This is a genomic window from Coleofasciculus sp. B1-GNL1-01 (assembly GCF_040220235.1).
Taxonomy (GTDB): Bacteria; Cyanobacteriota; Cyanobacteriia; order Cyanobacteriales; family Coleofasciculaceae; genus Coleofasciculus.
Genome location: NZ_JAVJTO010000163.1, coordinates 17882 through 42664, shown reverse-complemented (window position 1 = coordinate 42664; position 24783 = coordinate 17882). Strand labels below are relative to the sequence as shown.

Below are 24783 nucleotides of genomic sequence, written 5' to 3'. Positions count from 1 at the left end.
TGTACGGGTTGATGATGTCTGCTTTGGTATCTGTGAGAAATGGGCATTGATTGCCAAGCTGCACTCAGGATATCAAGACAATCAGAGTTTTAATTTTCTGGCTTTCCTGGGGGGTTGGGGACAGCCGTGCGATCGCTTTCCGAGACTTGAGACTGATCTGGGTCAACGTTATCATCTGGGTTGGTTTTAGTATTGGCGACAGGAGTGCGATCAGTTTCTTGAACTGGAGACTGGTCTGAAGCCACGTTATTGTCTAGGGTAGCCTTAGCCTTGGTGACGGGAGTGCGATCGTCCGGCTTTGGCTGGGATTGAGGTTTTGGGGGTGGAGTGCGATCGTGTTTGGGAGCTTCAAAACTCTCTGGGTAAACGTTAACGTGATTCTCTGGGAGGGTATCGTTCAGCATTTGATCACTATCCTCAGCCTGTAACCAATCTTGGCGATACAGCAATTCCAACTCTGTCCCCGCTTTGCGGAATATTTTGACTTGGTTAAACCAAAAGGCTTGAAACAGTCGATAAAATGCCAAACTGGTAATTGCAATAATCAGTCCTGTCGCCGTACTAATCAGGGCTTCCCCGATTCCCAACGTTACCCCAGCGGTGGAAGCTGTACCCAGTTGATCAATAGTAATAGAGCCTAAGGAGTTGATTAAACCGAGTACCGTCCCCAGTAACCCTAACAGCGGAGACAAGGCAATCACGGCTTCTAATAGTTTATCGCCGCGCCGCATCGCCGCTAACTCATCATCAGCCGCCCCCTCTAAAGCCAAGCGGAATAATTCCGGTTCGGGGCTAATCAGGCGTAAGGGAGCATATAAATATCGTCCCACGGGTTGTCGCCGTGATTTCAGCGCGATTTCTCTAGCCACCTGCCAGTTTTGAGTGGCTGCATCCAGCACCCGATTGACGACTTCCTCTTGTTTCAATAGAATTCCCCCCCAAAACCACAGGCGTTCAAAAATTGTCCCCACAGCCAGGATCGAAAGTCCTAACAGGGGCCATATAGCGATTCCGCCCTTTTCAATAATCGCAACAATATCCATATCCATTCTCAACCTCCCTTGATTGCTTAGTATAGTAGTCCCTGCTAAAATGCAAGCCACTCCAATTCTAGGGATTTCTCGCCGCTTGCAAACCCGCATTTCTCACAAGAAGCGCGATCGCAAATCACAAAAACCTTGCCAGACAAGGATTTAAGCCCATTTATTCCCCCCAGCCGCACACAACAGTGTGTTGCACCTTCAAGCCTCTGAATAATCATGCTCCTCAACCTAATAAAAAAAGCAAATTGATGCTCATATTTTTGGAATATAGCTTTAGTAAAAAGAATTAAGCTGTTCGGCATTTAAATTGGGACACCTAAAACCTTGAAAGGCAACAGAAAACAGGCAACAGGGAATACACAATTTAAGTGCGTTTTAGCCTAATTAGCGTAAAGTTTACGCTAATTAATTTTTCTTGATGAACTCAAATAGGATTTGAACAATTAAATTGAGAATAAAATTCATAAAACCTGATATAATTTAGTTATAGAGAAAGCCAAATAGTTTGATTTATGATTGCTAACTTATCTCAAAGGAATGACCATCCGCTCAACTTTGGGAAAAAGAAAGGGAAAGAAATCCTGGCTAACTTTAACGGGGGTCAAATCAGCTCCGATGCAGGAATAGTTTGGTTAGCAGAGTTAGATAAAAAACTAAGAATTACAGCAAGATTTGCAGGATGTTTTCAAGACCATCGGCATTTATCTTATTTAAATTATTCAGTTCATCAATTACTCGCTCAAAGAGTTTATGGCATTGCTTTAGGTTATGAAGATGTCAATGACCATGACCAATTACGCTATGACCCTGCCTTGGCAATAGCTTTAGAAAAGCTCAATTTTTATGACTCACCATCAGCCATTTTAGCTGGGAAGAGTACCTTAAATCGGCTTGAATATTGTCCGGAAACAATCCTTCAACAACAAGAGTCCCGCTATCATCGCATTGAAGCTAACCCGGAAGAAATCAAGAAAGCCTTCGTAGACATTTTTTTAGAGTCTTATCAAACCCCTCCTCAACAAATCATTTTAGACATGGATGTGACTGATGACCAAGTGCATGGACATCAAGAGGGAGCATTTTTTAATGCTTATTATAAAGGAGTTTGCTATGCACCTTTATATATCTTCTGTGGGCATCATTTATTAGTGGCACGATTACGTCCTTCTAATGTAGACCCAGCCGAAGGAGCATTGGAAGAACTACAGAGAATCATTAGTTTAATTCGAGAGAAATGGCATAATACGCAGATAATAGTGCGAGGCGATAGTGCTTATGCTCGTGAAAAAATTATGAACTTTTGTGAAGAGAAAGAAGGGGGAAATTATGTGATAGCAATGGCAACAAATAGCCAATTGAAGTTACGAGCAACGAATCTTATTGAAAAAGCAAAGAACGAATACGAAGAGAAGTTATTGCCAGTCACTAAATTGATGGATAGTCTTTTCTCTAAGGATGAAGACTTAGAAGAGGTGAGAAAGTTAGTTCCCAACGCGACTTGGTTTCGCTCTATCTACTATCAAACTGAAAAGTCATGGAGTCGTCAAAGACGAGTGGTAACAAAAGTGGTTTATGGGAGTGAAGGGTTAGAGTTTCGTCATGTCGTCACATCTTTACCTCCTTCTCAAATTACGCCTTCTCAACTTTATACTAAACAATATTGTCCGAGAGGGGAAATGGAAAATCGGATTAAAGAACAACAGTTAGACTTATTTGCTGACCGAACTTCCACTCAGACCTTTCAAAGTAATCAACTCCGCCTGTGGTTATCTTCAATAGCTTATGTTTTGATGCAAGCTTTTCGTTATCACGGTTTGAGAAAAACTCCTTTGTCCAAAGCAACTGTCGGAACAATTCGCCTCAATTTTATTAAATTAGGAGCGAGAATTACGGTTAGTGTGAGAAGGATTGTTATTACCATATCCAGTTCTTGTCCTTATCAAGAGATTTTAGCTATTGCTCATTCCAGAATTCAAGCTATTCCCAATACTTCTTAATTTTTCGGCTTCCATAACAACTCAATGATTTTTGAGGTGACTGAATCTTTTTTCAGTCGGTTTTGTCGTGGAAACTTGGCGTCAGCAACTTAATTTTAGTGGAAAAAACAGGTAAGGATTGGCAATTTAAGGATAATTTTGTTTGATAAATTGGAATTTTTACATTCTTCTTTAAAAAGCTCAACTTTTAAGCGGCAAATTGACTTATAGAATTAGTTGGTGAGAAATGCGGGAAACACGATTGCTTCTGCTAGTGGGGATAAAACAGTGAGGTTGTGGAATTTAGAGGATTTAACGCTAGATGCACTCATGCAGGAGGCTTGTGCTTGGGTTGAGGATTATCTAGAATACAACGCCCCAGAGAGTGATCAGGCTTTGTGTGATGAGGTTAAACAGTAACCAAGCGCGATTCCCCTCATCCCCAGCAAATCCCAGTCGCATCAAACTCTCCCCCTCACGTCAATAGGTGTAAGTTCTGCACCTGAACAGGTGGGTTATCCCCCCAGTGATTCCGGGATGAATTTGGCAAGATGAAAAGTAGCTGTCGGGGAATACTGATGAATAATTTTTCAATCCAATCCATATATAACTGGTATCGTAACGCGGTTCGCAATCCTAAATACCGTTGGTGGATAGTTTTAGGTACTATCCTTTACGTGTTTAGTCCCATTGATATCGCCCCAGATTTGATTCCGATTGTCGGGCAAATTGATGATGTTGTCGTGCTGACACTGCTGGTGTCTGAGATGTCGCAGTGGTTGATTGATTTGGCTAAATCTCGCCAAGCGGGAGTCGTCACGGAAGAAACCAGTACCGCACCGGAAGCGACGGTGGATGTGAAATCTGTCTCTGTCGAAGAGCCAATTCTGTAGAGACGTGTCCGGCTTGTAGTAGGAACCCCCTTTTGCCAGGGCGATTGAAATCGCAGCTACACAAACAAAGTCCGCCTGCGCGGACTGGGTTATAGAGGGGGTAGCCAACCGGGATTTGGTATGATACAGCGCTTTTCAAGTAAGTGAGGTAAGCTGTCATGCATTTAAATTGGGTATTAGTAGCGAGCAAGATGCAAAGCCTTCGGCATGGCTTCGCTAAACGCACTACAAGGCTTTCGCCGTTATTGATATTAAGGTTTAAATGCCGAACAGCTTACACAGACAGATCCCCGACTTCTTGAAGAAGTAGGGGATTTTGCTTAGAGACTGTACCTCATCAACCACCAAATCTGCTGTATATTCTCGTAGCAAGTCCTAATTTTTAGTTATAGCACTACGCACACACGTTAGGACAAAATCAAGAAAAATTAAAATCGCTCAATCCCTTTTCAGGTAAGCTTTTGTCTTCACTATTGCCTATTGCCTATTGCCTATTGCCTAGCGCGTAGCGCTATAGGGCTTGCTGCAAAACTCCAAAACCCTTATCTATCAAGGCTTTGAGTAGCATGGACATTGGCTCATCTTCAAGAACATAAGGTAAAACCCTTTCATACCCTTGCACCACTATCAGGGAAAATGTATCATTGCTCCCCCTGCTCCCCCGGCTTCCCCGGCTTCCCCTGCTCCCTACCCCACTACAAGACTTATTCAGCAACCCCTAGTTATTTCGATGCCCTGTTTCTCGCAAGAGTCTATCTGCCCAAACCGCATCGTTTTCCGGCAATGATGGAACGGGTTCTTGATTATAAGCGATCGCTAAATTATATCTGGCACGTTCATATACACCATTCAATAACGTTTGTAAATCCACCAGAGGTTCTGTATCCTCTGACTGTAACGGTAATCGAAACGAGGGAATCACATCTCGCACGCTAAAAGCATACAATTGAGCCAGAGGGCGGCAATCGCCTCGACTCACCACAATTCGATAATCTGAAAGAGGGACTTCGCCTAAAAATACCATCGGCTTTCCTCCTCGAAGTAAATCAATTTCGACGAGATGAGCAGTCGTCGCTAATACTTTTTTGCGCTTCCGTTCGTAAGCTTTTCTCCCCTCACCTGCACGTTTATTCTTAGGCGATAGAAGTTCAATCACTGTCACAACATAATTGGTGGCGATTTCGCGAATTTCTAAATAACTTTCTTTGATAGGCTCGGGTACAGGCATTGTCACCGTTACAGCTTCAGATGTCGAGGAAAAGGTTACTGTTGATGCCGTTGGTTTAGTATTCTTCTGTTGAGAAAATACAGACACATCAGGAAGTCCTACCAAAACTGAATCTGACGCATCACTTAAATAGGTGCGCTGCTCAATTGCCACCCGATATTGTGGCGGAATTTGCGAGGCTAAGGAGTCGGCAAGGTTGACGATTAAGCGATTATGTACTTCTGGCCAAAATGCCGGATTTTCTAAATAAGGATTCATGCCGGGAAAGGGAGAAGCCATAGAACAGTCCTTGAGCCAAGATGGATTAAATACTATATTAGATTAGGTTTGTAGTAAGGGAACCTTAGCCTTGAGATTGATTAACTTGTGCGTTTGTTGTCAGCGTTCAAGTTGTTAACCGCTACAATGATGGAATTGACCTTACCATTGAATCGGACGCATGTTGGTCATTGGTGCCAACTTAAGGTGAAAACCAATACAGGGGGAGCATTTCACCCTCATCCCCTAACCCCTTCTCCCTTGAAGGGAGAAGGGGAACTATCACACGCCATTATTAACGTTGACAGTTAATGTTTTGCTGACTGATTTCTTTGCTAAGACAAGCGGCACTTGGATTAATGTGATAACGGTAGCGATTGGTACAACAATCGGGTTGTTACTGAAGCACCGTTTACCTAAACCCATGCAACAAATTATCACCCAAGGAGTAGGACTTCTTACCCTATTTCTGGGTGTTACCATGGCGGCGAGTATGACTCAGGTGCAAGCAGGGCGCATTGATGGTGTGGTGTTGGCGCTGATTAGTATTGTGTTGGGCGGATTACTGGGAGAATGGTGGCAAATTGAAGCTAGATTGCAATCGGTGGGACATTGGCTGAAGACTCGATTTCGCGGAAGTGGTGCGTTCACGGAAGGATTTGTGGCGGCTAGCTTATTATTTTGTGTCGGTCCAATGACGTTGCTAGGGAGTCTGAATAATGGTTTGACGGGTGACGATACCTTGCTGACACTCAAAGCCGTGATGGATGGAATCGCCGCGATCGCACTTTCGAGTAGTTTTGGGATTGGTGTCGGTTTTTCGATTATTGTGATTCTCGTCTATCAGGGCGGAATTTCTCTGGTGGCGGGAGTCTTGGCGCAAGCAATCCCTGATCCCGCCACTGATCCCCGCATTCTCTTGATTACCGGAGTGGGGGGATTAATGATTTTGGGGACGGGAATCAACCTGTTACAGTTGACCCACATCCGTGTTGCGTCCTTTTTACCCGCGTTGATAGCCGCTCCGTTAATTTATCACGTCGCTAGGTTGATTTAGCTGCACCTCTGGCTTGCTTCACCATGTCAATTAACGTGTGATGGGCGTCTTCAGAGTCTTTGAGGGTGTGATCAAATTCAATGCGTAAGGGAACCGACTCACCCTGATGTTGGGCGATTAAATTCATTCCTGTCGCATCAATGGACTGCATTTGAGCCGACTCAGTATCGGGAGAGTTCCCGAAGGTACGGGCGTAAAGCGCGATCGCGTCAGCATGATCCTCGTTCATGTGCTTACAGATGCGATCGCTGACTTGTTGGGTAAACTGTTCAGACATAACTCCTACTTGTAATACGGGATAGTTGTATTGTTTCTCAAACTTGGGTGTTGCTGCAATTGGGACATTTCACGAAGTCCGAGAATTGCGGGGATGTCCAGGATGTCGGGAAGCACGAAATTGTTTGAAACTCCTGCTCAAAATCCAGACGCTGATTAATTCTAATAATACTCCAAAACTCAACGTTAGTATCCGTAGCGGTTGAATAGATTTTTGTTGGGTTTCTCCCTTATAGAATCCTATGGGTTGATTGATTAATTGATTTTTTATTTCTTTAAGGCTAAATGTCCAGGATTGCTCATCGGCTAACACTGTCACTTCATCAGCACGACAATCAATGGATTGAATAGAGGGGTAGGCATAAGCATAAAAAATCTGTTTTTCTCCAAGAAATTTACCATAATCAAAAGTAACGGAGTACCAATAAGCAACCGTTGCACCTCCATTTCCCTGATATAAACGAATGATTGCTTCTGTCGATGGAATTTGACATTGCATCATTAATGTTTCAAATTGAGGATTGCCCCATACATTGCGGTCTGGCAATAGTAGCTTAACGCCCCAAATGGCTAAAAGCAGGGCGAGAATACATTGAATCAAAGCTGTAACTTTAATTGTCCCCATCTATTAACTCTGAACTCCTCCTAAGCAAATCCTGAACAGACACCTGACAATCGGGAAATGCCAAAGGAGCAATTAAATCCGACTCAGCCAACACCACCTGGTTTCTATAACTCTCCATCCCTGGCTCCCGAAACACGTATAATTGCCGAGAATTAACATCCAAAATCCAATACTCTCTTACACCTGATCGCGCATAAGCTGGTGCTTTTAATTCCCTGTCGCGTTTCAATGTGCGGTCAGAAACTTCAATTAATAGATAAATTTCCTCCGGTGTGGGATGATGGTCTTCATAATCTAATGGATCAGGTTGCACCACCGCCACATCAGGTTCGGGTTCTGAATCATCGCTCAACCGTACTGGGTCTTGAAACCGCAGCAACACCTGATTTCCCAACCGTCTCTCCAGTAGTCGTTTAATCCGGGTAATTGCCGCACTATGAAACGTACCCTTAGCCGCCATTTGATAAAGCTGTCCTTCAATTAACTCTACCTGTTCATCCGGTGTCAGAATACCTGTCTCCACCATGCGGTGGTAATCCTGCACGCTTAAGCGTCGAATCTCTACAGCAACTGTCATCGTTCGTAACCTAATCCCTTGTCTTTATTCTGCTTTATCCATCTTTCCCACAACATCAGTCCATTGTTGAATCACAGCTTGTAGTTCAGTGGGCAATGTTTCAACATTAGACTGGATATACTCAACAGTGCCATAACGGGCGGTGAATGTAACCCTGGGCGCTTCATCATCATCTGACACGGGTGGCTGATAGCGAATCCCGTCGAAATGGGAAAAGTTGGACTTCTCAAGCTGACGCAACAGCGCTTGCATTTGCGATTGACGAACCGTTTTAGTTTCCTGATTCATCACCTCGCCATCACGCTCTTGAATATAAATCAAGCGTTCATCATTCTCCAACATCAATGTTTCTCGCTCACCCGACTCGTGGCTGATCATGCTTTGGAAGACTGTTTCGTCGCCCAGCATACGGGGATTCACCATGGGAATGAACCTGGGAACGGCACCACGACTACTGGCGGTTTCATTGAGGCGAATCGTATTACCAGAGTTATCCGTGTGATAAATCCAATATTGAACACCGTCACTGATGACAGCACGCCAGCCTAGAATAGCAATCTCAGTACAGAGTTGATTGGGATCAGCAAGTCCATAGCAGCCATTCCAAGTTTGGGGATCAGCATCGATAATTCCTAAACTTTCAGAGGGTTTCAATCCACTGGATCGGGCGGTTTCAAAGATGCGATCGCGGATTGACGGCGGCAAATTGTTTTCCAGGGTAGAGAGGCGAATCTGATCGCCTGACAAATCGGTTCGATAAAAATAACGTTTGTCGCTTTGAGTATCAATCACCTCAACTTGCCAACCTTCTGTTAGCGCAGCTAGGCATGATTCAGCCGGTCCCCCTAGCCCTAAGCAGCCGTCTGACCAGGTTTCGCGGCTGTGGCGACCAATTTCTAGTTGATCAACAGTAACATTCAGGCGATCGGCAAGGGCAACTTGGACTTGATTACTAATAGTGTCTGGCAATGGCTGATCAGGAGTTTCTGCTACTGTTGTCGTGTCTGGGCTATTAGCCGGAGTAGAAACGGGTTGAGGATTTGTTGAGCAAGACAACAAAAGAACTGTACTGAGCAACGAAAATGTAATGCGATGAATCATCTGGAGCGGTTAAAAGTCAAGACAGTTTCAATCTAGCGTCCAGAATCTCTTACTCCCCTCTCCCCGGCGTGGGAGAGGGGCTGGGGGTGAGGGGTTGAGCTTAAGTTGACACGGATGACCGACGTGCGCCCCTACAATGCTAATCCACCATTTTAGCTGTGCCACGCCACTACTTACCAATGCAGTTGACTCAAAATATACCGTAAACGGTCATAATCATCCTTGAGTAAAACACTTAAGGTTCGCCCTGCTTGCACTAACCAGTCGCGATCGCCCTTACGGATTTGATAGATTTCTCGGATTGCTGCCGCCGTTAACGCTTCCACTGGCGCTCCAGTCACTAAGAGAAGGGTGCGTAAAAAATCCAATTGTTCACTAAAATGAACAATCTCGTCGGGTTGACATTGATAGACAGCTTGATGAATTTGCGGCGGACGAGGAGGCAAATATTGATAAGCTCGTCCTCTAGGGGGTTGGTCACCATTATGTCCCTCCCCAGGCGGTATAAACCCAACAATCGCCGCCCGAAACTCCGTTTTCAGCATGGCAAAAATCTGCGGTTGTTGCTCTCGCAATTCTGCCAGTGACAATCCCAACGCGACAGCCCGGTGAACTGAATCAATCGGGCTAGTTGTGGCATGGTAAACAACTGCCATAACCTGATTTCCCGATTCTTCATCAACGGATTTGACCCAACTGCCAAAAGGTGGCATGACAGGAAAACTCAAATCTTCTGGCTCTAGGCATTGTGCCAGAAATTCTGTCGTTGCCGTTTCTATGACTTCCGCAATGTGATTATCAGGGCGTTCTCCAGCCGTAAACTGGGGTAAAGGAAGACGCATAGTTTAGTCCTTTGTCATTCGTCATTTGTCATTCGTCATTTGTCATTCGTCATTCGTCATTTGTCATTTGTTACAAAATCTGCTGCTGTATTGGCTATTTCTTTTATAGATAGATTTAATGAAACGTGAACAGACAAGAAGATTAGACAGGAAACAGAGATAATAAAAACCGTCTTTTTCCCGTGTTTAAAATAATCTATTCTGGTTCACGAATCATTTCGGTTCGCTCTAACTGGTCACAGGTTACAAGTCCTGTTTATTTTTTGCCTTTAGGGTTCACTTCTTCGAGTTCCGATAAATTGAACGTGACAATTTTATCCCAGTTGCCGCCTTCAAACAGCACACCTGCTTTTCCATCACCGATACGCTGGACTATCCCTTCAAATTTGTAGTAAGTGTCATCGCCGTTGATAACGCGCACAATTGAGCCAGGAAGAATCATCAATTTTTACCCCTAAATCTCTATCTCTTCAGCTTACTATAATGTGCTAGTTGATAGTTTAGCTAATTTGTCCTCAAACCTTACGCAGCTAAACCCTATATATTGAGCAAGGTGCGTTACGCTACGCTAACACACCCTACATATAGAGCATTTGCCTAAGTCCTACCCTTACAAAGGACAAATGACAAATGACCAATGACCAATGACCAATGACCCATGACCCATGACTAAAACTTCAATCGGTGTCGGTGATTGGCAACCGATTCCACTAATCCAATCGCTAAAAAATTTGCTAGTAATGCCGATCGCCCGTAACTTAACAACGGTAGTGGAATCCCGGTAATCGGGGCTAAACCAATATTCATGCCGATGTTGATCACCGTTTGAAACACAATCATCGATAGGACACCAATTGCCAATAGTGAGCCAAAGTTATCCTTAGCATTTTGGGCAATAATCACTAACCGTAAACAAAATAGCCAAAAGGTAAATAGGACAAGCAAACAACCAATAAATCCGAGTTCTTCGCCAATGGCAGAAAAGATAAAGTCGGTATGCTGTTCCGGAATAAAGTGGAGTTGAGTTTGCGTCCCCTGATACAGTCCTCTTCCCGTGAGTTGACCTGCGCCAATGGCAATTCGAGACTGAATCAAGTGATATCCGCCGCCTAAGGGATCTTTATCCGGATCTAAAAAAAGAAGCAATCGATCTTTTTGATAATCTTGAAGTAATCCCCACAGCAAGTTTCCTAATCCCCCCGAAATCACATTGGCAACCAATGCTCCAATCCCACCAAAGAAAGACCACGGTAAAGTCCGCCAACCAATCAGCATCATCGCTCCTACCCAGACAAACCATCCGGGCAAAAATACATTGAACATGATCGCGGAAACGATGGGAGACACGAATAGGATGAGCCATCCGGGATTAGCATTTCCCCAATAGAGCATTCCCATCGTAATCGCACCAAACACCAATGAAGTTCCCAAGTTTGGCTCTAAAAATACAAATAGCCAGGGAACTGCCGCAATGGCTAAGACGCGAAATACCGCATTTAACGTTGAAGCTGGTTGCCAGTGGATAATCGCGGCGAGGGTGATAATCAAGCCAATTTTGGCAAATTCCGAGGGTTGAACGTGAAAACCTAGGATATTCAGCCATCGTTGTGCGCCATTTGCCGTCGTCCCCATAATCATCACCGCAAACAACGCGATATTCGTCACCGCATAAACCATCCAATGCCATTGGAGTAAAATTTCATAACGCGATCGCGCAATGAGTAGACACAGCGTTAAACCAATACCCCCAATGATCCAGTGCCACCACCAATCAGTTAGCCCCTCATTCATTTCGGCGCTGCGAATCATTACGCCACCGAGGAAGGTGAGACTTATGGTAACAAATAATAGCTGCCAGTCTAGTTCCTGCCATCGGCTCAGGAACATAAGCCAGCGCATTTGGGTACGGGACAATGACTTTTGGAACATAATCGTTGGGGAATGCGATTGACGTTTCTAGCAATTAGCGCTCTGAAGATGCCCTGTTCAGGAATTTTTCCAAACTATTTTGGATAATCCCTGATCAAATCCTAGGCTAGTTTAAAATAAGGATGGATAGGGAAGAATGTATTATAGTTTAACCCTATAATTCCTTTTTCCCCGTCTTCTCCTAGGGTTTCTAATCAGCATTCAATGGCGGCTTAGGGCAGCAACAGACACTTTTGCCGCAATCGCCTTGGCGATCGCGATCAGCGCTTGAGCTGATGCCGACTCCGGTTCAGCCACAACAATGGGTAAACCGCGATCGCCCCCTTGCCGCAGGTTAATTTCTAGGGGAATACATCCCAGCAAAGGTATCTCTAATTCCTGAGCGGTTTTTTCACCGCCACCCGACCCGAACAGATCATACTGGCGATCAGGCAGATCCGGTGGAATAAAATAACTCATGTTTTCAACAATGCCCAATACCGGAACTCCTAATTGCTGGAACATCTTCAAACCGCGCCGGGAGTCCAAGAGAGCTACATTTTGCGGCGTTGTCACAATAATCGCCCCCGCCATAGGTACAGCTTGGGCTAAAGTCAACTGAGCATCTCCGGTTCCCGGTGGCATATCCACAATCAGATAATCCAGTTCTCCCCAATTCACCTGGTACAGAAACTGGCGAATAATACCATTTAACATTGGTCCGCGCCAAATTACGGGCTGATCGGGATCAATCAGAAATGCCATCGACACCAATTTAATGCCATGGTTAAAGGCAGGTTCGAGTACCTCTCCTTGAGAACCCTGTTGCACCATCACCTTGGCATCCGCTAATCCAAGCATCGCGGCGGTATTAGGTCCATAAATATCAGCATCAATCAGACCCACCTTGGCTCCCGTCTGGGCGAGGGCAACTGCCACATTCACCGCCACGGTACTTTTGCCCACACCGCCCTTCCCACTGGAAATCGCGACTAGATTTTTCACGCCATCAATCCCTTGGCGATCGGGTAACGATTGCTGCTGCGGTGTCTCTGCTGTCACATCCACCACAACCTCTTCCACATCCGGAAGCTGCTTCACCGCCTTTTGGCAATCCTCCACAATAAACTCTCGCAACGGACAGGCTGGTGTGGTTAACACCAGTGTAAAGCTAACCGTCCCGCCGTCGATTTTCACGTTGCGGATCATATTCAATTCCACCAAACTCTTTTGGAGTTCAGGGTCTTGCACGGGGCGTAGTACGTCTAAAACTGAATGGGTATCAACCATAATTAGGACAAGTTCCTAGGGTGACAATGTGCTGGGACAAACATCTTCATCAATCTTAATAGGTTACGGCTGATTGCTCATTCGTTATTTGTCATTCGTCATTTATTCGCTTCCTATCTTCGCCAACTCCCCCAGCTTCCAGACGTGCCATGGCACGTCTCTACATTGCTTCCCCAACTCCCCCAGCTTCCCATCACCCTCTAAATAACCACTCCCTGTTCTGCCGCTTGAGCTAATTCAGCCGCGACACGGGCAGCGTAGGGACGAATAAACCACCATAGTAAAGGAGATAGCCATCCCCGCATTGTCACCGAAAAGGATACATACGTCCCGCACAAACCTGACTCCACTCGATACGTCACTCGATTTTCCACCCCCGGAATTGCCAACATTCGGACGCTGATTAATTCACCCGGCAATACCCGTTCGACAAAAACTCGCACTGGAATCGGAATCAAGCGCGTTACCACCTGGTAAATCAAGCCAGGTTTCGGGATTAAGCCTCTAGGGGCATTGGTACTACAGAGCAAAGGATTCCAGGAAACATCTGCCAAATTGATTAATTTTTGCCAAAGAACATCCACCGGAGCATTACTGAGGGCGCGATAAGTCCGAAAGAGGGAAAATTTGAACCAAAGCCCCTCTTGACCAGCAATTAACTTAAAAGAAAAATTTAGGATCACAACACGCCTCCTGTCGCGACGCTTCAGCAATGTTTATCTTACATTCGGCAAGCCACGGTTCTGATGAATATAAAACCAATGACGCCTTTCCCTGTTGGCACAATTGTGGTGGATGGCACAATCAAGTCCCCAACTCAGCACAAACCTGTAAAATATAAGCCTGGAACCCTTAAAATGCCTACTGTATTACTACTATTGAAATTATGACCGCAGCTCAGACACCGACCACAAATCCTAATCGTTCCTTACCTGCTCCTGACTCTAGGGATAGAGTGAAGCAGTTCATGCAACAGATCCAAGACACTATTTGTGAATCCTTGGCAGAACTTGATGGTGCGGGTCAGTTCCAGGAAGATTCTTGGCAGCGGGAAGAAGGAGGCGGGGGTCGTTCTCGTGTAATCCGGGATGGCGCTGTCTTTGAACAGGGGGGTGTTAATTTTTCTGAAGTATGGGGGACTCAGCTGCCGCCCTCGATTTTAACCCAACGTCCAGAAGCCGCAGGTCATGGATTCTATGCCACGGGTACATCTATGGTGCTACATCCGCGCAGTCCCTATATTCCCACGGTTCACTTAAATTATCGTTACTTTGAGGCGGGACCGGTTTGGTGGTTTGGTGGAGGAGCCGATTTAACCCCATACTACCCCTTTGCCGAAGATGCGGCTCATTTCCATAAAACCCTAAAAGCCGCCTGTGACAATCATCACTCCGAGTACTATCCCGTATTCAAGCGCTGGTGTGATGAATATTTCTATCTCAAACACCGTAAAGAAACACGAGGCGTTGGCGGACTGTTTTTTGACTATCAAGACGGAACCGGGGAATTGTATAAAGGTCCCCACCCAGAAAAAGCAGCAGCCCTCTACAGCAAGGAACTGGGGGCGGTAGAACCCCGAACCTGGGAACAACTGTTTGCCTGGGTACAGGAGTGCGGTCATTCGTTTTTGCCAGCGTATTTGCCAATTGTCGAGCGGCGGCGGGGAATGGAGTATGGCGATCGCGAACGCAATTTCCAGCTTTATCGTCGGGGTCGGTATGTCGAGTTTAACTTGGTGTATGACAGAGGAACGATCTTTGGCTTGCAAACGAACGGGCGTACCGAATCGATTCTCATGTCTCTCCCTCCCTTAGTGCGTTGGGAATATGGCTACCAACCCGAACCGAATACACCAGAGGCTGAACTGTACGAAACGTTCCTCAAACCTCAAGATTGGACAAACTGGACTCATTGAGAGTCATCTTTACCAAAATTTGGCACAAAAATAGCGTCCACTTTGTCCTGACCTCACTTGGGAATATGTACAATACAGAAGAGATTGCTAACGCAAAAACCACCCTGGCAATCCTTCTAGGGTGAGTTACACCCGATGTTAAGCCTGTGGACTGGTTAAGTGCCATCACTGCTAGGATGAAGCAGGAACCGTAGGGGCTTGGTAACCAAGCCTGTACTCCCAAGGATGTCCAGTTTTGGGGAACTTTGGGTAAGTCTTTTGTAATGGATTAAGTAGCGTAGGTTGCCCGATTAAGTTACTTGTTGTTTCAACAATTCACCCAACGCCAAAGTAACGGAATTGATACCCAAACCCTGTATGGCTCCTCTTGTGATGTCAAGGGGAGCTACTGCTGCTCAAGGAGGTCTTTAATGATTCATATTGATCAAAAAACACACACGACCAAAGATGGTACAACGGTTATTGTCTTAGCGCCAATTGGACGTCTGGACATTACCACAGCTTGGCAATTTCGCCTGAAATTACAAGAATGTATTTCCAAACTCAGCCGCCATGTGGTGGTTAATCTCAGTCAGGTTAACTTTATTGACAGTTCGGGTTTAACCTCTCTAGTCGCGGGTATGCGCGATGCGGATAAGGTTAAAGGTAGCTTTCGCATCTGTAATGTCCATCCCGAAGCCAAACTGGTGTTTGAAGTCACGATGATGGACTCCGTGTTTGAAATTTTTGAAACAGAGCAAGAAGCTTTAGAAGGTGTACCTCGGAGTATGGCAACCTGACGCAAGGGATTCATACCCAAGTTTTGATGTAGGTCGTTCACTCCCAAACAACCTGTACAGGAGAACAGTCCCGATCAAGTCAGCAACTTAACCGATTATAGTGGCAGTTCCCCAGCGAAGTCTTGGCGTTTGGTAAATCGAAATGGACCGAGTAAGGCTCCCCAAGTGGCTTTTCCGGTACTAGGGTCGATGCCTTTATCGTAGCTGCGAAATTCATCGGCTGTTACTTCAAAGCCGAGAGAGACTTGGTAAGTATTGCCCTGATAACTAAAGCGACAAGGGCGATCGCTGGCTGAAGTGGTCGTAAATTCATAATTATTGAAACCAATTTGCTGCATCTGCACGTTCAGACGGCAATCGGGTAAACCTATAATATCTTCGCGGGTAAGCTGCTGCAACAATTCGGGATGGCAACCTGCACCGCGAACGGCGTCTGGATTTTTGATCTGATAATACTGTACCTGTAACCCCGTGGAGGATTGGTCACTTTGACACAGCCGCAGAATCCGTTGACGGTAGGGGCGATCGAGGTTAGTAATCGGCGCTTGTTCGGCAAAGAGGGTGAGGCTATCGTCGCTAAACAAAGGAATCGGTCGTTGCCAGAGGTGTAAGTGAACATACCAGACGGGTTCAGCCAACGCCTGTTGTTGGTTGTCAAATTTACCAGCCATATAGCTTGCCAGGGTGATCAGTTCTGGCGGTAGAGTCATGAGTCGAGGATTAACATCAACAAACTAAATTGAGTTAGGTCAAGCCAAGAAACATTATACTAAGTGGGCTGGTGGAAATAAACTGGTAAGATGGAAGGAATGACTCGATTGAGACTCTATCCCCTAGAGTGAAACTCAAGCGAGACAATGGTAAAAAATATCCTTTATATTTTGCTCTGTGAGTAACGTTCGCACCGTCTCGGATACAAAACGGGATTTTTATAACTATCACACCCGTCCAATCAACTCGATTTACCGACGGGTGGTAGAAGAATTGATGGTCGAGATGCATTTGCTGGCGGTCAATGTGGATTTTAAGTATGATCCCATCTATGCCTTAGGTGTGGTTGCATCCTTTAATCGTTTCATGCAAGGCTATCGACCGGAACGCGATAAAGAATCCATTTTTAACGCCCTTTGTCAGGCAGTGGGAGGTCATCCGCAACAGTATCAGGATGATGCTGAAAAACTGAAAGCGGCATTGGGGCGTTTATCGGCGCAAGAATTGGTTGACTGGTTTGGTTCACCAACACCCCTAGAGGGGGCTGAGGATATTCATACCACGGTTGCCGCGATCGCAGATAATCCTAAGTTTAAATACTCTCGTCTGTTTGCCATTGGCTTGTATACCCTTCTGGAACAGGCAGAACCGGAGCTAGTTCAAGACGCGAAAAAGTCGATGGAAATGCTCCAGCAAATCGGTCAAACGTTGCATCTTCCCCAAGAGAAATTACAGAAAGACTTGGAGTTGTATCGCAGCAACCTGGAAAAAATGGCTCAAGCCCAGATTGTCCTTGAAGACGCGATTAAAGCCGATCGCAAAAAACGGGAACAACGGGAACAGGAGAAAAAGAATAAAGCCACGACTCCGCCCAGTGATTCCCCAGAATCGACGACAGCATCCTGAAGTTGATCAAGGGATATTGAGACCAAGTTCCGCCTGGGTAGAGACGTTCCGGCGGAACGTCTCTGTGGTTGTTTAAAGTAAAGGTTGTAGTCGTTCCATAAGCTGCTTGTCGGAGACAACCCCCTCAATCCGTTCCACCGCTTTGCCATCTTTAAAGAGTACCAAGGTGGGCAGGGCTTCAATATGATGCTCAGAGGCAATCTGGGGGTATTTGTCTGTATCAATTTTGACCACTTGTAGCTTACCCTTGAGCTGAAGACCGACTTGCTCGAGGGTCGGTGCGATCATCTGACATGGACCACACCAGGTCGCGTAAAAATCGACCAATACGGGTACATCCGATCCAGAGAGGAGTTCCTGAAAACTGGCAAACTGTTTTTTAACTGCCATAACAAAACATCATGGTGATTGGTGGTTTGGCTCGATTTTAGCTTATCTGGCGATTCATCTCGCGCTCTAATCTTCGATAGAGCGTGAGATGAATCGACAGCGAGAGGAAACTTGTTTCCTTTTTGTCCTGAATACTTGCCACAAGCATAGTATAATAACTACCACAAAGGAGGTGACAATAATTGAAGCGAAGCAAAGATACATTTAAACTGAACTATCAGTATCGGATTGTGCCAAACAAGCAACAGTTAAGCCAGCTAAAGGAATGGCTATACAAACTATGTCATATCCACAATTTGATGCTTTCAGAACGGTTTAAATGGTGGGCGTGCAATCGCTCACCTGTCAATGCTTGCCCAATTTTCGTCACTCATTTACCGGAACTGAAAGACCCACCTTCATACTATTCACAAAAACGAGCAAACCATTGGTCGCGGGAGTCCCACGGCAAACTATATAAAGGAATCCACTCCCAAGTTATTCAGGAGGCGATTAAACGGGTAGAAGATACGTTTAATCGGTACATCAAGGGGGATTTAAAAGGGAAACGGAGCGGCAAACCTCGGTTTAAATCAGTGCGGCGATACCGGACGTTTTGTATGCCGCAATTGAAGTCAGATTGCCTGAGTGTGATTGTTAACCCGTATCGGCGCAAGAACGGGGAACGTCGGCGGGATATTGCCTATATCAACTTACCCAAAGTGGGTCAGGTAAAAGTGATCTATCATCGTCCAATCCCAGACGGGTTTACGATTAAGGCGGCGCTGATCTCGCGTCGGGCAGATGGCTGGTACGTGTGTTTGACGTTGGAAGACAAAAGCGTTCCCAATTTGAAGTTACCAGAGATAGAAGCAACAGAGGAGAATTCCCTTGGATTGGACGTAGGACTCGAAAAATTCTGGACAGCATCGGATGGGGAAGTCGAGCCGATTGTTCAGCATTACCGCCGAAGTGAACAGAAGCTGGCGCGGCTTGCCAAACGTAAGGATGGAAAGCCGCATAAGTCGGCGCCACGGCGGAAACTTGCCAAAAAGATATCCAAGCATCACCAAAAGCCGGCGAGACAGCGAAAGCAATTCCATTATGAATCGGCGACGCGCTTGGGTTACCGGGATGAAAAAGTGTTCTTTGTAGAGGATATCAAACCAGGGAATCTATCCCGAAAAAATAGACCAAAACAGGATGAACAAGGAAGGTATATACCAAATGGGCAGAGTGCAAAGTCAGGTTTAAATAAATCAATTAATGATGCTGGCTGGGGTCAATTCCTGTCAATTCTTGTTTACAAAGCTGCGAAAGCTGGTAAGACAGTGGTGAAGGTAAAACCCCATGACACAAGCCAAGTATGCTCTTGTTGTAACCGCTACCACCAAAAAGATTTATCAGTTAGAATCCACGAATGTTTATGTGGATTTGTATTGGATAGAGATTGGAATGCGGCGATCAATATCAAGAGAGTTGGGCTGGGCATATTCCCAACTAGAAAACGCCGGAGGCGCCCTCGTAAGACGGCGACAAAGGAAGCTTACACTATACCTATAAGGTCAGTGTAGGAGGATGTCACTGCAAAATGCTAAGAGCTGACTTCAGTTAATGGAGAGAGAGATTTTTTATGGAAACATCACAGACATCTGCCCAACTCCGCGATCGCGTGGCGATTGTCACCGGGGCGTCACGGGGAATTGGTCGCGCTGTAGCATTGGCATTAGCCGCAGAGGGGGCAAAGGTAGTGGTTAACTACGCCAGTTCCAGTGGCGCGGCTGATGAGGTTGTCGCCAAAATTACCGAAGCAGGGGGAGAGGCGATGGCGCTTCAGGCAGATGTCTCCAAACTGGAAGAGGTGGAGACTCTGATCAAGGAAACCAAAGACAAATTTGGTCGCCTAGACGTACTGGTGAATAATGCTGGGATTACCCGCGACACCCTCTTGATGCGGATGAAACCCGACGATTGGCAGGCGGTGATTGACCTGAATCTGACGGGCGTCTTTTTATGCACGCGGGCAGCCAGTAAAATCATGCTCAAGCAAAAATCGGGTCGGATTATTAATATTGCCTCCGTTGCCGGACAAATGGGCAATCCAGGTCAGGCAAATTATAGCGCCGCCAAAGCCGGAGTGATTGGGTTTACCAAAACCGTGGCGAAGGAAGTCGCGCCTCGTGGGATTACCGTGAATGCCGTAGCACCGGGATTTATTGAAACCGATATGACCAAAGATATTAAATCTGAGGATATCATCAAATATATTCCCTTGGGTCGCTATGGCAAGCCAGAGGAAATTGCGGGCATGGTGCGATTTCTAGCCGCTGATCCGGCTGCTGCTTATATCACCGGGCAGGTGTTCAATGTCGATGGCGGTATGGTGATGGCGTGAGCGGCTATAGGTTCCTAGAAGGGCGGGTTCAGTTCAGTTATCAGTTAGTGCCAAAACATTATTGGTAAAACCTGCCCCTACAGTTTGGCTCCCCCGGTTTGGCTGATTATTTCCACCGAATGCTGGAATACTGAACGGAAACTTCTGATGATTCCCAACCCTTAAATACAGATTGATGCAATAACTTTGAGTATTCTTGTGCAATCAAATCAGGGGTAAAATTGGATTGTAAATAACGACGACCAGCTTCACCCATACGCTTAACTAATGGTTCATCCGTAGACAAGCCTCGAATAAACTCTGCCAAACCCCCTGCATCGCCGTTACTGAACGCTGCACCGCATTGCGCCTCAGTCACAATCCCTTGCAAATAAGACTGGGGTTCGCAAATTGCGGCGATTGGACGCCCTGCAGCTAAGGCGGCGTAAAGTTTGCTGGGGGCGACTAAGCCTTCCATCCCTGGACTGATACTGACTAACGATAAGTCTCCTGCGGTGAGTGAATAGGGTAGGTTTTGTTTATCTTGATAGGGTAAAAAGCGGCAATTCGTTAAGCCAAGCTGATGAATTTTGGCTTCAAAGGCTTCACGTTTAGCGCCATTGCCAATAAAAACAAATAGGATTGGATCATCTTGTAACAATTTAGCGGTTTCTAGAATAGTCTCCATATCATGACAGCGACCCATGTTTCCGGAATAGAGTACGGTAAACCTATCAACTAGATTGAACGTCTGGGCAAACCAATTATCCTGTTTGGCAATTGGTACAATCCAATTGGCATCTGCCCAATTATGAATAACAGTAATTTTATCCTTAAGTTGGGGACATTTGCTAACGACTCGATTCTTCATCGAAGGACTCAAAACAATAATTTGTTGGGCTTGTTTCCATATATGGCAGTTCACTGTATTCCAGAGTCGAACTAACCAGTGGCGATGGGGAACAACGTTGAGTTCGACAGCAACATCTGGATATAAATCGTAGACTAAACAAACATAGGGGAGTCCAAATAACTTTTTGGCTAAGTATCCGAGAATGGGTAAAAAAGGAGGAGCAGTAGTTAACAGAAGTATGTCTCCATGACTACTGGTTTTAAGTAAATGAAGTCCAGCTCGCAGACAAAAGAGTAGCCCATTGAGGGCTTTGCCGCGAATACGTTTCGACCAAATCCGAGTCGCTCGCGATCGCTGAATTATCAGTCGCTGGAAATACTCCCTCGCTGGTGCTGACTGGCTGTGAAATGCATAACCAGGTTGTCCAGTAAACACTCGCACCAACAAACCCTGTTTTCCCAATTCAACAGCAAGTTCTTCAATAAGCTGTCCGGTTGCGGCATAATCAGGGGGATAAAACTGAGTCACAATCGACAATCGCAGGGGTTTACTATGCCGTGGGAGAGTCTCATTATTGCTCATGTTACTGTGTTACTGACTGGGGATCTTAGACGGATATCGAACTACGCTCGAATTTACACATTCATTTGCCTATATCCGGATTTTATTGGATCTAAAGATTTAAAATTAATTCTAGGCTGATTGCTTATACTTAAAAGCTATTTATAAGTATTTTAATTGTTAAAAGCATAAATTTCAATTTTATCACCTAGCATAAATTGAGTTGAGATCAAAGTTAGTCACTAGTCGTTAATCTCAACTAGGTAATCGTGGTCATTGGAGCATAAACACATTTTGACGCAAATTGCGAGTCGTCTCGGATAGATTTCAGATATTCGTCTGCATCGGCTTCCCCATCTACCGCAGCAATAGACGAGGTGAATCAGCTAAAAGTGCCTGCACCCTGACCCTTGTAAGGATTGTCCTGATTGAGCGCACCAGCGCTGTATCTTTAAGTATTCATCATGACTAGCGTACACCAGAACATCTAAAAAAATTGTTCTCCTCCTGTCGTCAGGAGTTCTCCCTGCTTTTTTAAATCATCGTGTATCCCAACTTCCTCTGGAACAAGGGATCTAACCGCTAACTTTTAGCCTCAGTGTTAGAAACGCCAACGTTTAACTGAATTATGGGTTCAAATGGAGAGTATCAGTCGTTACTATCCAATCGTAATGGACAACGACCATCACAATTGTCTCCTCTGCCCCTGCATGGGTTTGCTGAGACAGAAGACGACAAGCTGGACTTGCGTCAGATTCTCGCGATCGCGCGGCGGCGGGCGTTGGTTATCGCTGGAGTGGCGATTACCGTCACTTCGGCAATTGTCACGAAAGTCTTGCAGCAGACGCCCAACTACGAAGGTAAGTTTCAGTTATTGGTGGGGTCAGTTTCCGGTGAAGATCAGTTAGAGCAGATTAGTGAATCCCTGAATCAAGGGGGTGGGAGTCAAGGCAACAGTTTAGACTACGAAACCCAGATTCAGGTGCTGTGGAGTCCTCAAGTGATGGCTCCGATTGTGGAACAAATTCAGTCTCGCTATCCAGAACTTGACTATAATACGCTTCGCAGCAAACTGGCGATTTATCGGCTGCAACAAACGAAAATTTTAGAAGTACGTTACCAAGATTCTGACCCGGAAAAAATTCAGTTTATTCTAGAGCAAATTGCGACAGGGTATGTAAACTACTCGCTCTCTGAACAACAGACGAGTACGCGACAGGGGATTGAGTTTGTCGAAGAGCAACTGCCAAAACTTCAAGGGCGGGTGGATAGTCTCCAGCAAAAACTACAGCGATTTCGCCAAGAGTATAATCTGGTTGATCCGGATAGTCAGGGTCAAGTATTGACCAGTCGAGTTAGCACCATTGTCCAAGAACGTCAAGATACCCAAACTAAACTGGATGAAGCCCGCACCCTGGCGGTGCAACTTCAAAGTCAGTTAGGAGAATTAGGACTATCTCCCAAACAAGCGATCGCGGCTTCCGCCCTCTCCGAAGCCCCGCGTTATCAGCAGTTGCTGAATCAGTTAACGGAGATTGAAAGTAAAATTGCTAGTGAATCGGCGCGGTTTACCGAACAGAGTCCCACGATTCAGGCGCTACGAGAGAAGCAACAAAATTTACTTCCTCTGCTGAGTCAGGAAGCCGGAACTGTTTTGGGGGCAAATGCTAGTGCTGTACCGGAAAATCCGGAATCTCTGGCGTCGCCTAGTTCCCTGCGTTTGGCACTGACTCAACAGCTTGTAGAGACAACGAATCAAATTAATATGCTAGAAGTGCGGGCAGGTGCGATCGCTAAAGCCGAACGGTTGATGAGTCAGCAGCTTAAGAATTTGGCAGTGGTTGCCCGTCAGTATACGGATTTACAGCGAGAGTTGAAAGTCGCCACCGAGAGTTTGAACCGATTTTTGGCAGTGCGAGAGACGCTACAAATTGAAGCTGCCCAAAAGACATTACCTTGGCAGTTAATTGCCGAACCCCAACAACCCCAAACACCAACTTCTCCCAATGTACCTCGTGGTTTAGTCTTAGGGGCAGTGGCTGGATTACTGGCAGGTGCAGGGGCGGGGTTTGTTGCCGAAAAGTTGGATAAGGTGTTTCACTCGGCTGAGGAGTTGAAGGAAGGGACAGGGTTAGCAGTTTTGGGAACGATTCCCTTTCACAAACCCTTGAAGAAACAAAATAAACTGACGAAAACAGCCAATAAATCAAAAACTCCGTTGTTGGCATCTTCTATAAATCAACCTGCTTATCGCTATCATACTTCTCCATTTTTGGAAGCATTTCGTTCGCTTCAGACTAATTTTCAGTTTATTAGTCCCGATGAACCCGTTCGTTCAGTAGTAATTAGTTCAGCGGTTCCTGCTGATGGCAAATCCACTATAGCGACGTTTATGGCACAAGCCGCCGCCGCCATGGGACAACGGGTATTATTGGTGGATGCCGATTTGCGGCGTCCGCAGCTCCATGCGAGAACGGATTTACCTAATGTTTGGGGATTGAGTCATGTTATTTCCAGTGACATTAATGTGAAAGATGTAATTCAGCCATCACCATTGGAGGAGAATTTGTTTGTGTTAACTGCTGGGCAAATTCCGCCTGATCCGACTCGACTCCTCTGTTCTCAAAAGATGCAGCATTTAGTTGAGTCGTTTGAAGAAATGTTTGATTTAGTTATTTTTGATACACCACCGATGTTAGGTTTAGCTGATGCGCGGTTATTGGCGGCGCATACCGATGGAATTGTTATGGTGGTGGGATTAGGAAGAACAGATCGAACGGTATTGATGCAGGTGTTATCTGGATTGAAAACCTCTCATGCCAGAGTGTTGGGAGTGGTGGCGAATGGGGTTAAGAATTACACCACGAGTTCTTATGATTATTATCATCGCTATTATGCGAAAGTGCCTCAGGAAACGACGGTGTAGAGTAGGTGAGGATCGTCATTTGCTATATGTCCTTTTTAAGGTGAAATATTTCTTAGTGTACAATGAAGACAATAGAAATTGTAGGGGCGGGTTTAGCCACTCAGTTAGATGACCTGACCGTTAACCTCTCAACAAAACCCGCCCTTCCCCAGTGAGTGTGGCAGTACTTTTAATATAGCGCTACGCGCTGGGCAATGGGCAATAGGCAATAGTGAAGAAAAACTCTTACCTTACAAGGGATTGAGCGATTTTATTGCTATATAAATTCAAACGTCTCCTACAACGCTGGTTTTGGTGGGTTACGGCGGATAGTCC

General features: G+C 45.7%; 25 protein-coding genes. 11 read left to right on the top strand and 14 right to left on the bottom strand.

The genetic code is table 11. The annotated features are described in order from the left end of the window. Window positions 1-89 precede the first annotated feature (89 nt). Window positions 90-1043 carry a MotA/TolQ/ExbB proton channel family protein gene (locus RID53_RS34920; protein WP_446392478.1) on the bottom strand — a complete coding sequence of 318 codons (954 nt, stop codon included), beginning with the start codon at window positions 1041-1043 and terminating at the stop codon, window positions 90-92. A 512-nt stretch (window positions 1044-1555) separates the two neighbouring features. Here RID53_RS34920 and RID53_RS34915 point away from each other — a divergent pair. From RID53_RS34915 to RID53_RS34905, 3 genes are all read left to right on the top strand, one after another. Beyond that, window positions 1556-3040, top strand: coding sequence for an IS1380 family transposase (locus RID53_RS34915; protein ID WP_446392458.1), 1485 nt, complete (start codon window positions 1556-1558; stop codon window positions 3038-3040). 219 nt (window positions 3041-3259) lie between these two features. Next, window positions 3260-3439, top strand: coding sequence for a hypothetical protein (locus RID53_RS34910; RefSeq protein WP_446392457.1), 180 nt, complete (start codon window positions 3260-3262; stop codon window positions 3437-3439). A gap of 158 nt (window positions 3440-3597) precedes the next feature. Continuing rightward, window positions 3598-3912, top strand: a complete 315-nt coding sequence (locus tag RID53_RS34905; protein WP_446372879.1) for a YkvA family protein — start codon at window positions 3598-3600, stop codon at window positions 3910-3912. A gap of 718 nt (window positions 3913-4630) precedes the next feature. On the opposite strand, the gene RID53_RS34900 is transcribed toward RID53_RS34905, so the two are convergent. After that, on the bottom strand, window positions 4631-5419 hold the full coding sequence (locus tag RID53_RS34900; RefSeq protein WP_446392456.1) for a DUF4058 family protein: 789 nt from the start codon (window positions 5417-5419) through the stop codon (window positions 4631-4633). A gap of 295 nt (window positions 5420-5714) precedes the next feature. Between RID53_RS34900 and RID53_RS34895 the strand changes: the two genes are divergently transcribed. After that, entirely contained in the window at window positions 5715-6455 is a 741-nt protein-coding gene (locus RID53_RS34895; RefSeq protein ID WP_446392477.1) for a DUF554 domain-containing protein, read from the top strand. Here the strand turns inward: RID53_RS34895 and RID53_RS34890 are convergent. The 9 genes from RID53_RS34890 to RID53_RS34850 form a co-directional block, all read right to left on the bottom strand. Further along, the gene (locus RID53_RS34890; protein WP_446392455.1) at window positions 6442-6732 is read right to left on the bottom strand and encodes a DUF2470 domain-containing protein; all 291 of its coding nucleotides are present in this window, start codon (window positions 6730-6732) and stop codon (window positions 6442-6444) included. The genes RID53_RS34895 and RID53_RS34890 overlap by 14 nt on opposite strands. Before the next feature lie 69 nt (window positions 6733-6801). Beyond that, complete coding sequence (locus tag RID53_RS34885) at window positions 6802-7356, bottom strand: hypothetical protein (RefSeq protein WP_446392454.1); 555 nt, start codon at window positions 7354-7356, stop codon at window positions 6802-6804. After that, window positions 7343-7933: a Uma2 family endonuclease gene (locus tag RID53_RS34880; protein WP_446392453.1), complete on the bottom strand. Its 591-nt coding sequence runs from the start codon at window positions 7931-7933 to the stop codon at window positions 7343-7345. The genes RID53_RS34885 and RID53_RS34880 overlap by 14 nt, the downstream gene beginning before the upstream one ends. 24 nt (window positions 7934-7957) lie before the next feature. Continuing rightward, window positions 7958-9034, bottom strand: coding sequence for a hypothetical protein (locus RID53_RS34875; protein WP_446392452.1), 1077 nt, complete (start codon window positions 9032-9034; stop codon window positions 7958-7960). A 173-nt stretch (window positions 9035-9207) separates the two neighbouring features. After that, entirely contained in the window at window positions 9208-9876 is a 669-nt protein-coding gene (locus RID53_RS34870) for an HAS-barrel domain-containing protein (RefSeq protein ID WP_446392451.1), read from the bottom strand. Window positions 9877-10132: 256 nt separating this feature from the next. Further along, window positions 10133-10318 (bottom strand): NAD(P)H dehydrogenase subunit NdhS, encoded by a 186-nt coding sequence (locus RID53_RS34865; RefSeq protein ID WP_006101398.1) that lies wholly within the window; start codon window positions 10316-10318, stop codon window positions 10133-10135. Window positions 10319-10545: 227 nt separating this feature from the next. After that, entirely contained in the window at window positions 10546-11805 is a 1260-nt protein-coding gene (gene rodA / locus RID53_RS34860) for a rod shape-determining protein RodA (protein WP_446392450.1), read from the bottom strand. 201 nt (window positions 11806-12006) lie between these two features. Next, window positions 12007-13074 (bottom strand): Mrp/NBP35 family ATP-binding protein, encoded by a 1068-nt coding sequence (locus RID53_RS34855; RefSeq protein ID WP_446392449.1) that lies wholly within the window; start codon window positions 13072-13074, stop codon window positions 12007-12009. A gap of 200 nt (window positions 13075-13274) precedes the next feature. Continuing rightward, the gene (locus RID53_RS34850) at window positions 13275-13757 is read right to left on the bottom strand and encodes an SRPBCC family protein (protein ID WP_446392448.1); all 483 of its coding nucleotides are present in this window, start codon (window positions 13755-13757) and stop codon (window positions 13275-13277) included. Window positions 13758-13786: 29 nt separating this feature from the next. On the opposite strand from RID53_RS34850, the gene RID53_RS34845 reads away from it, so the two are divergent. The 3 genes from RID53_RS34845 (at window position 13787) to RID53_RS34835 (ending at window position 15768) form a co-directional block, all read left to right on the top strand. Beyond that, window positions 13787-13915, top strand: coding sequence for a hypothetical protein (locus RID53_RS34845; RefSeq protein WP_446392447.1), 129 nt, complete (start codon window positions 13787-13789; stop codon window positions 13913-13915). Window positions 13916-13960: 45 nt separating this feature from the next. After that, window positions 13961-14989, top strand: a complete 1029-nt coding sequence (gene hemF / locus RID53_RS34840; protein WP_446392446.1) for an oxygen-dependent coproporphyrinogen oxidase — start codon at window positions 13961-13963, stop codon at window positions 14987-14989. Between the two features lie 410 nt (window positions 14990-15399). Continuing rightward, window positions 15400-15768: an STAS domain-containing protein gene (locus tag RID53_RS34835; RefSeq protein ID WP_006101536.1), complete on the top strand. Its 369-nt coding sequence runs from the start codon at window positions 15400-15402 to the stop codon at window positions 15766-15768. 95 nt (window positions 15769-15863) lie between these two features. On the opposite strand, the gene RID53_RS34830 is transcribed toward RID53_RS34835, so the two are convergent. Beyond that, on the bottom strand, window positions 15864-16478 hold the full coding sequence (locus RID53_RS34830; RefSeq protein ID WP_446392445.1) for a CpcT/CpeT family chromophore lyase: 615 nt from the start codon (window positions 16476-16478) through the stop codon (window positions 15864-15866). Window positions 16479-16656: 178 nt separating this feature from the next. Here RID53_RS34830 and psb29 point away from each other — a divergent pair, with 178 nt between their 5' ends. Then, window positions 16657-17385 (top strand): photosystem II biogenesis protein Psp29, encoded by a 729-nt coding sequence (gene psb29, locus RID53_RS34825; protein WP_446392444.1) that lies wholly within the window; start codon window positions 16657-16659, stop codon window positions 17383-17385. 72 nt (window positions 17386-17457) lie between these two features. On the opposite strand, the gene trxA is transcribed toward psb29, so the two are convergent. Beyond that, on the bottom strand, window positions 17458-17775 hold the full coding sequence (trxA, locus tag RID53_RS34820) for a thioredoxin (protein ID WP_446392443.1): 318 nt from the start codon (window positions 17773-17775) through the stop codon (window positions 17458-17460). A gap of 182 nt (window positions 17776-17957) precedes the next feature. Between trxA and RID53_RS34815 the strand changes: the two genes are divergently transcribed. After that, window positions 17958-19328 (top strand): RNA-guided endonuclease InsQ/TnpB family protein, encoded by a 1371-nt coding sequence (locus tag RID53_RS34815; protein WP_446392442.1) that lies wholly within the window; start codon window positions 17958-17960, stop codon window positions 19326-19328. A 59-nt stretch (window positions 19329-19387) separates the two neighbouring features. Beyond that, the gene (fabG, locus tag RID53_RS34810) at window positions 19388-20149 is read left to right on the top strand and encodes a 3-oxoacyl-[acyl-carrier-protein] reductase (protein WP_446392441.1); all 762 of its coding nucleotides are present in this window, start codon (window positions 19388-19390) and stop codon (window positions 20147-20149) included. Between the two features lie 106 nt (window positions 20150-20255). Here fabG and RID53_RS34805 read toward each other — a convergent pair whose 3' ends face one another. Next, window positions 20256-21563 carry a glycosyltransferase family 4 protein gene (locus RID53_RS34805; RefSeq protein ID WP_446392440.1) on the bottom strand — a complete coding sequence of 436 codons (1308 nt, stop codon included), beginning with the start codon at window positions 21561-21563 and terminating at the stop codon, window positions 20256-20258. Window positions 21564-22170: 607 nt separating this feature from the next. On the opposite strand from RID53_RS34805, the gene RID53_RS34800 reads away from it, so the two are divergent. After that, window positions 22171-24468 (top strand): GumC family protein, encoded by a 2298-nt coding sequence (locus RID53_RS34800; RefSeq protein ID WP_446392439.1) that lies wholly within the window; start codon window positions 22171-22173, stop codon window positions 24466-24468. Window positions 24469-24783: the final 315 nt, after the last annotated feature.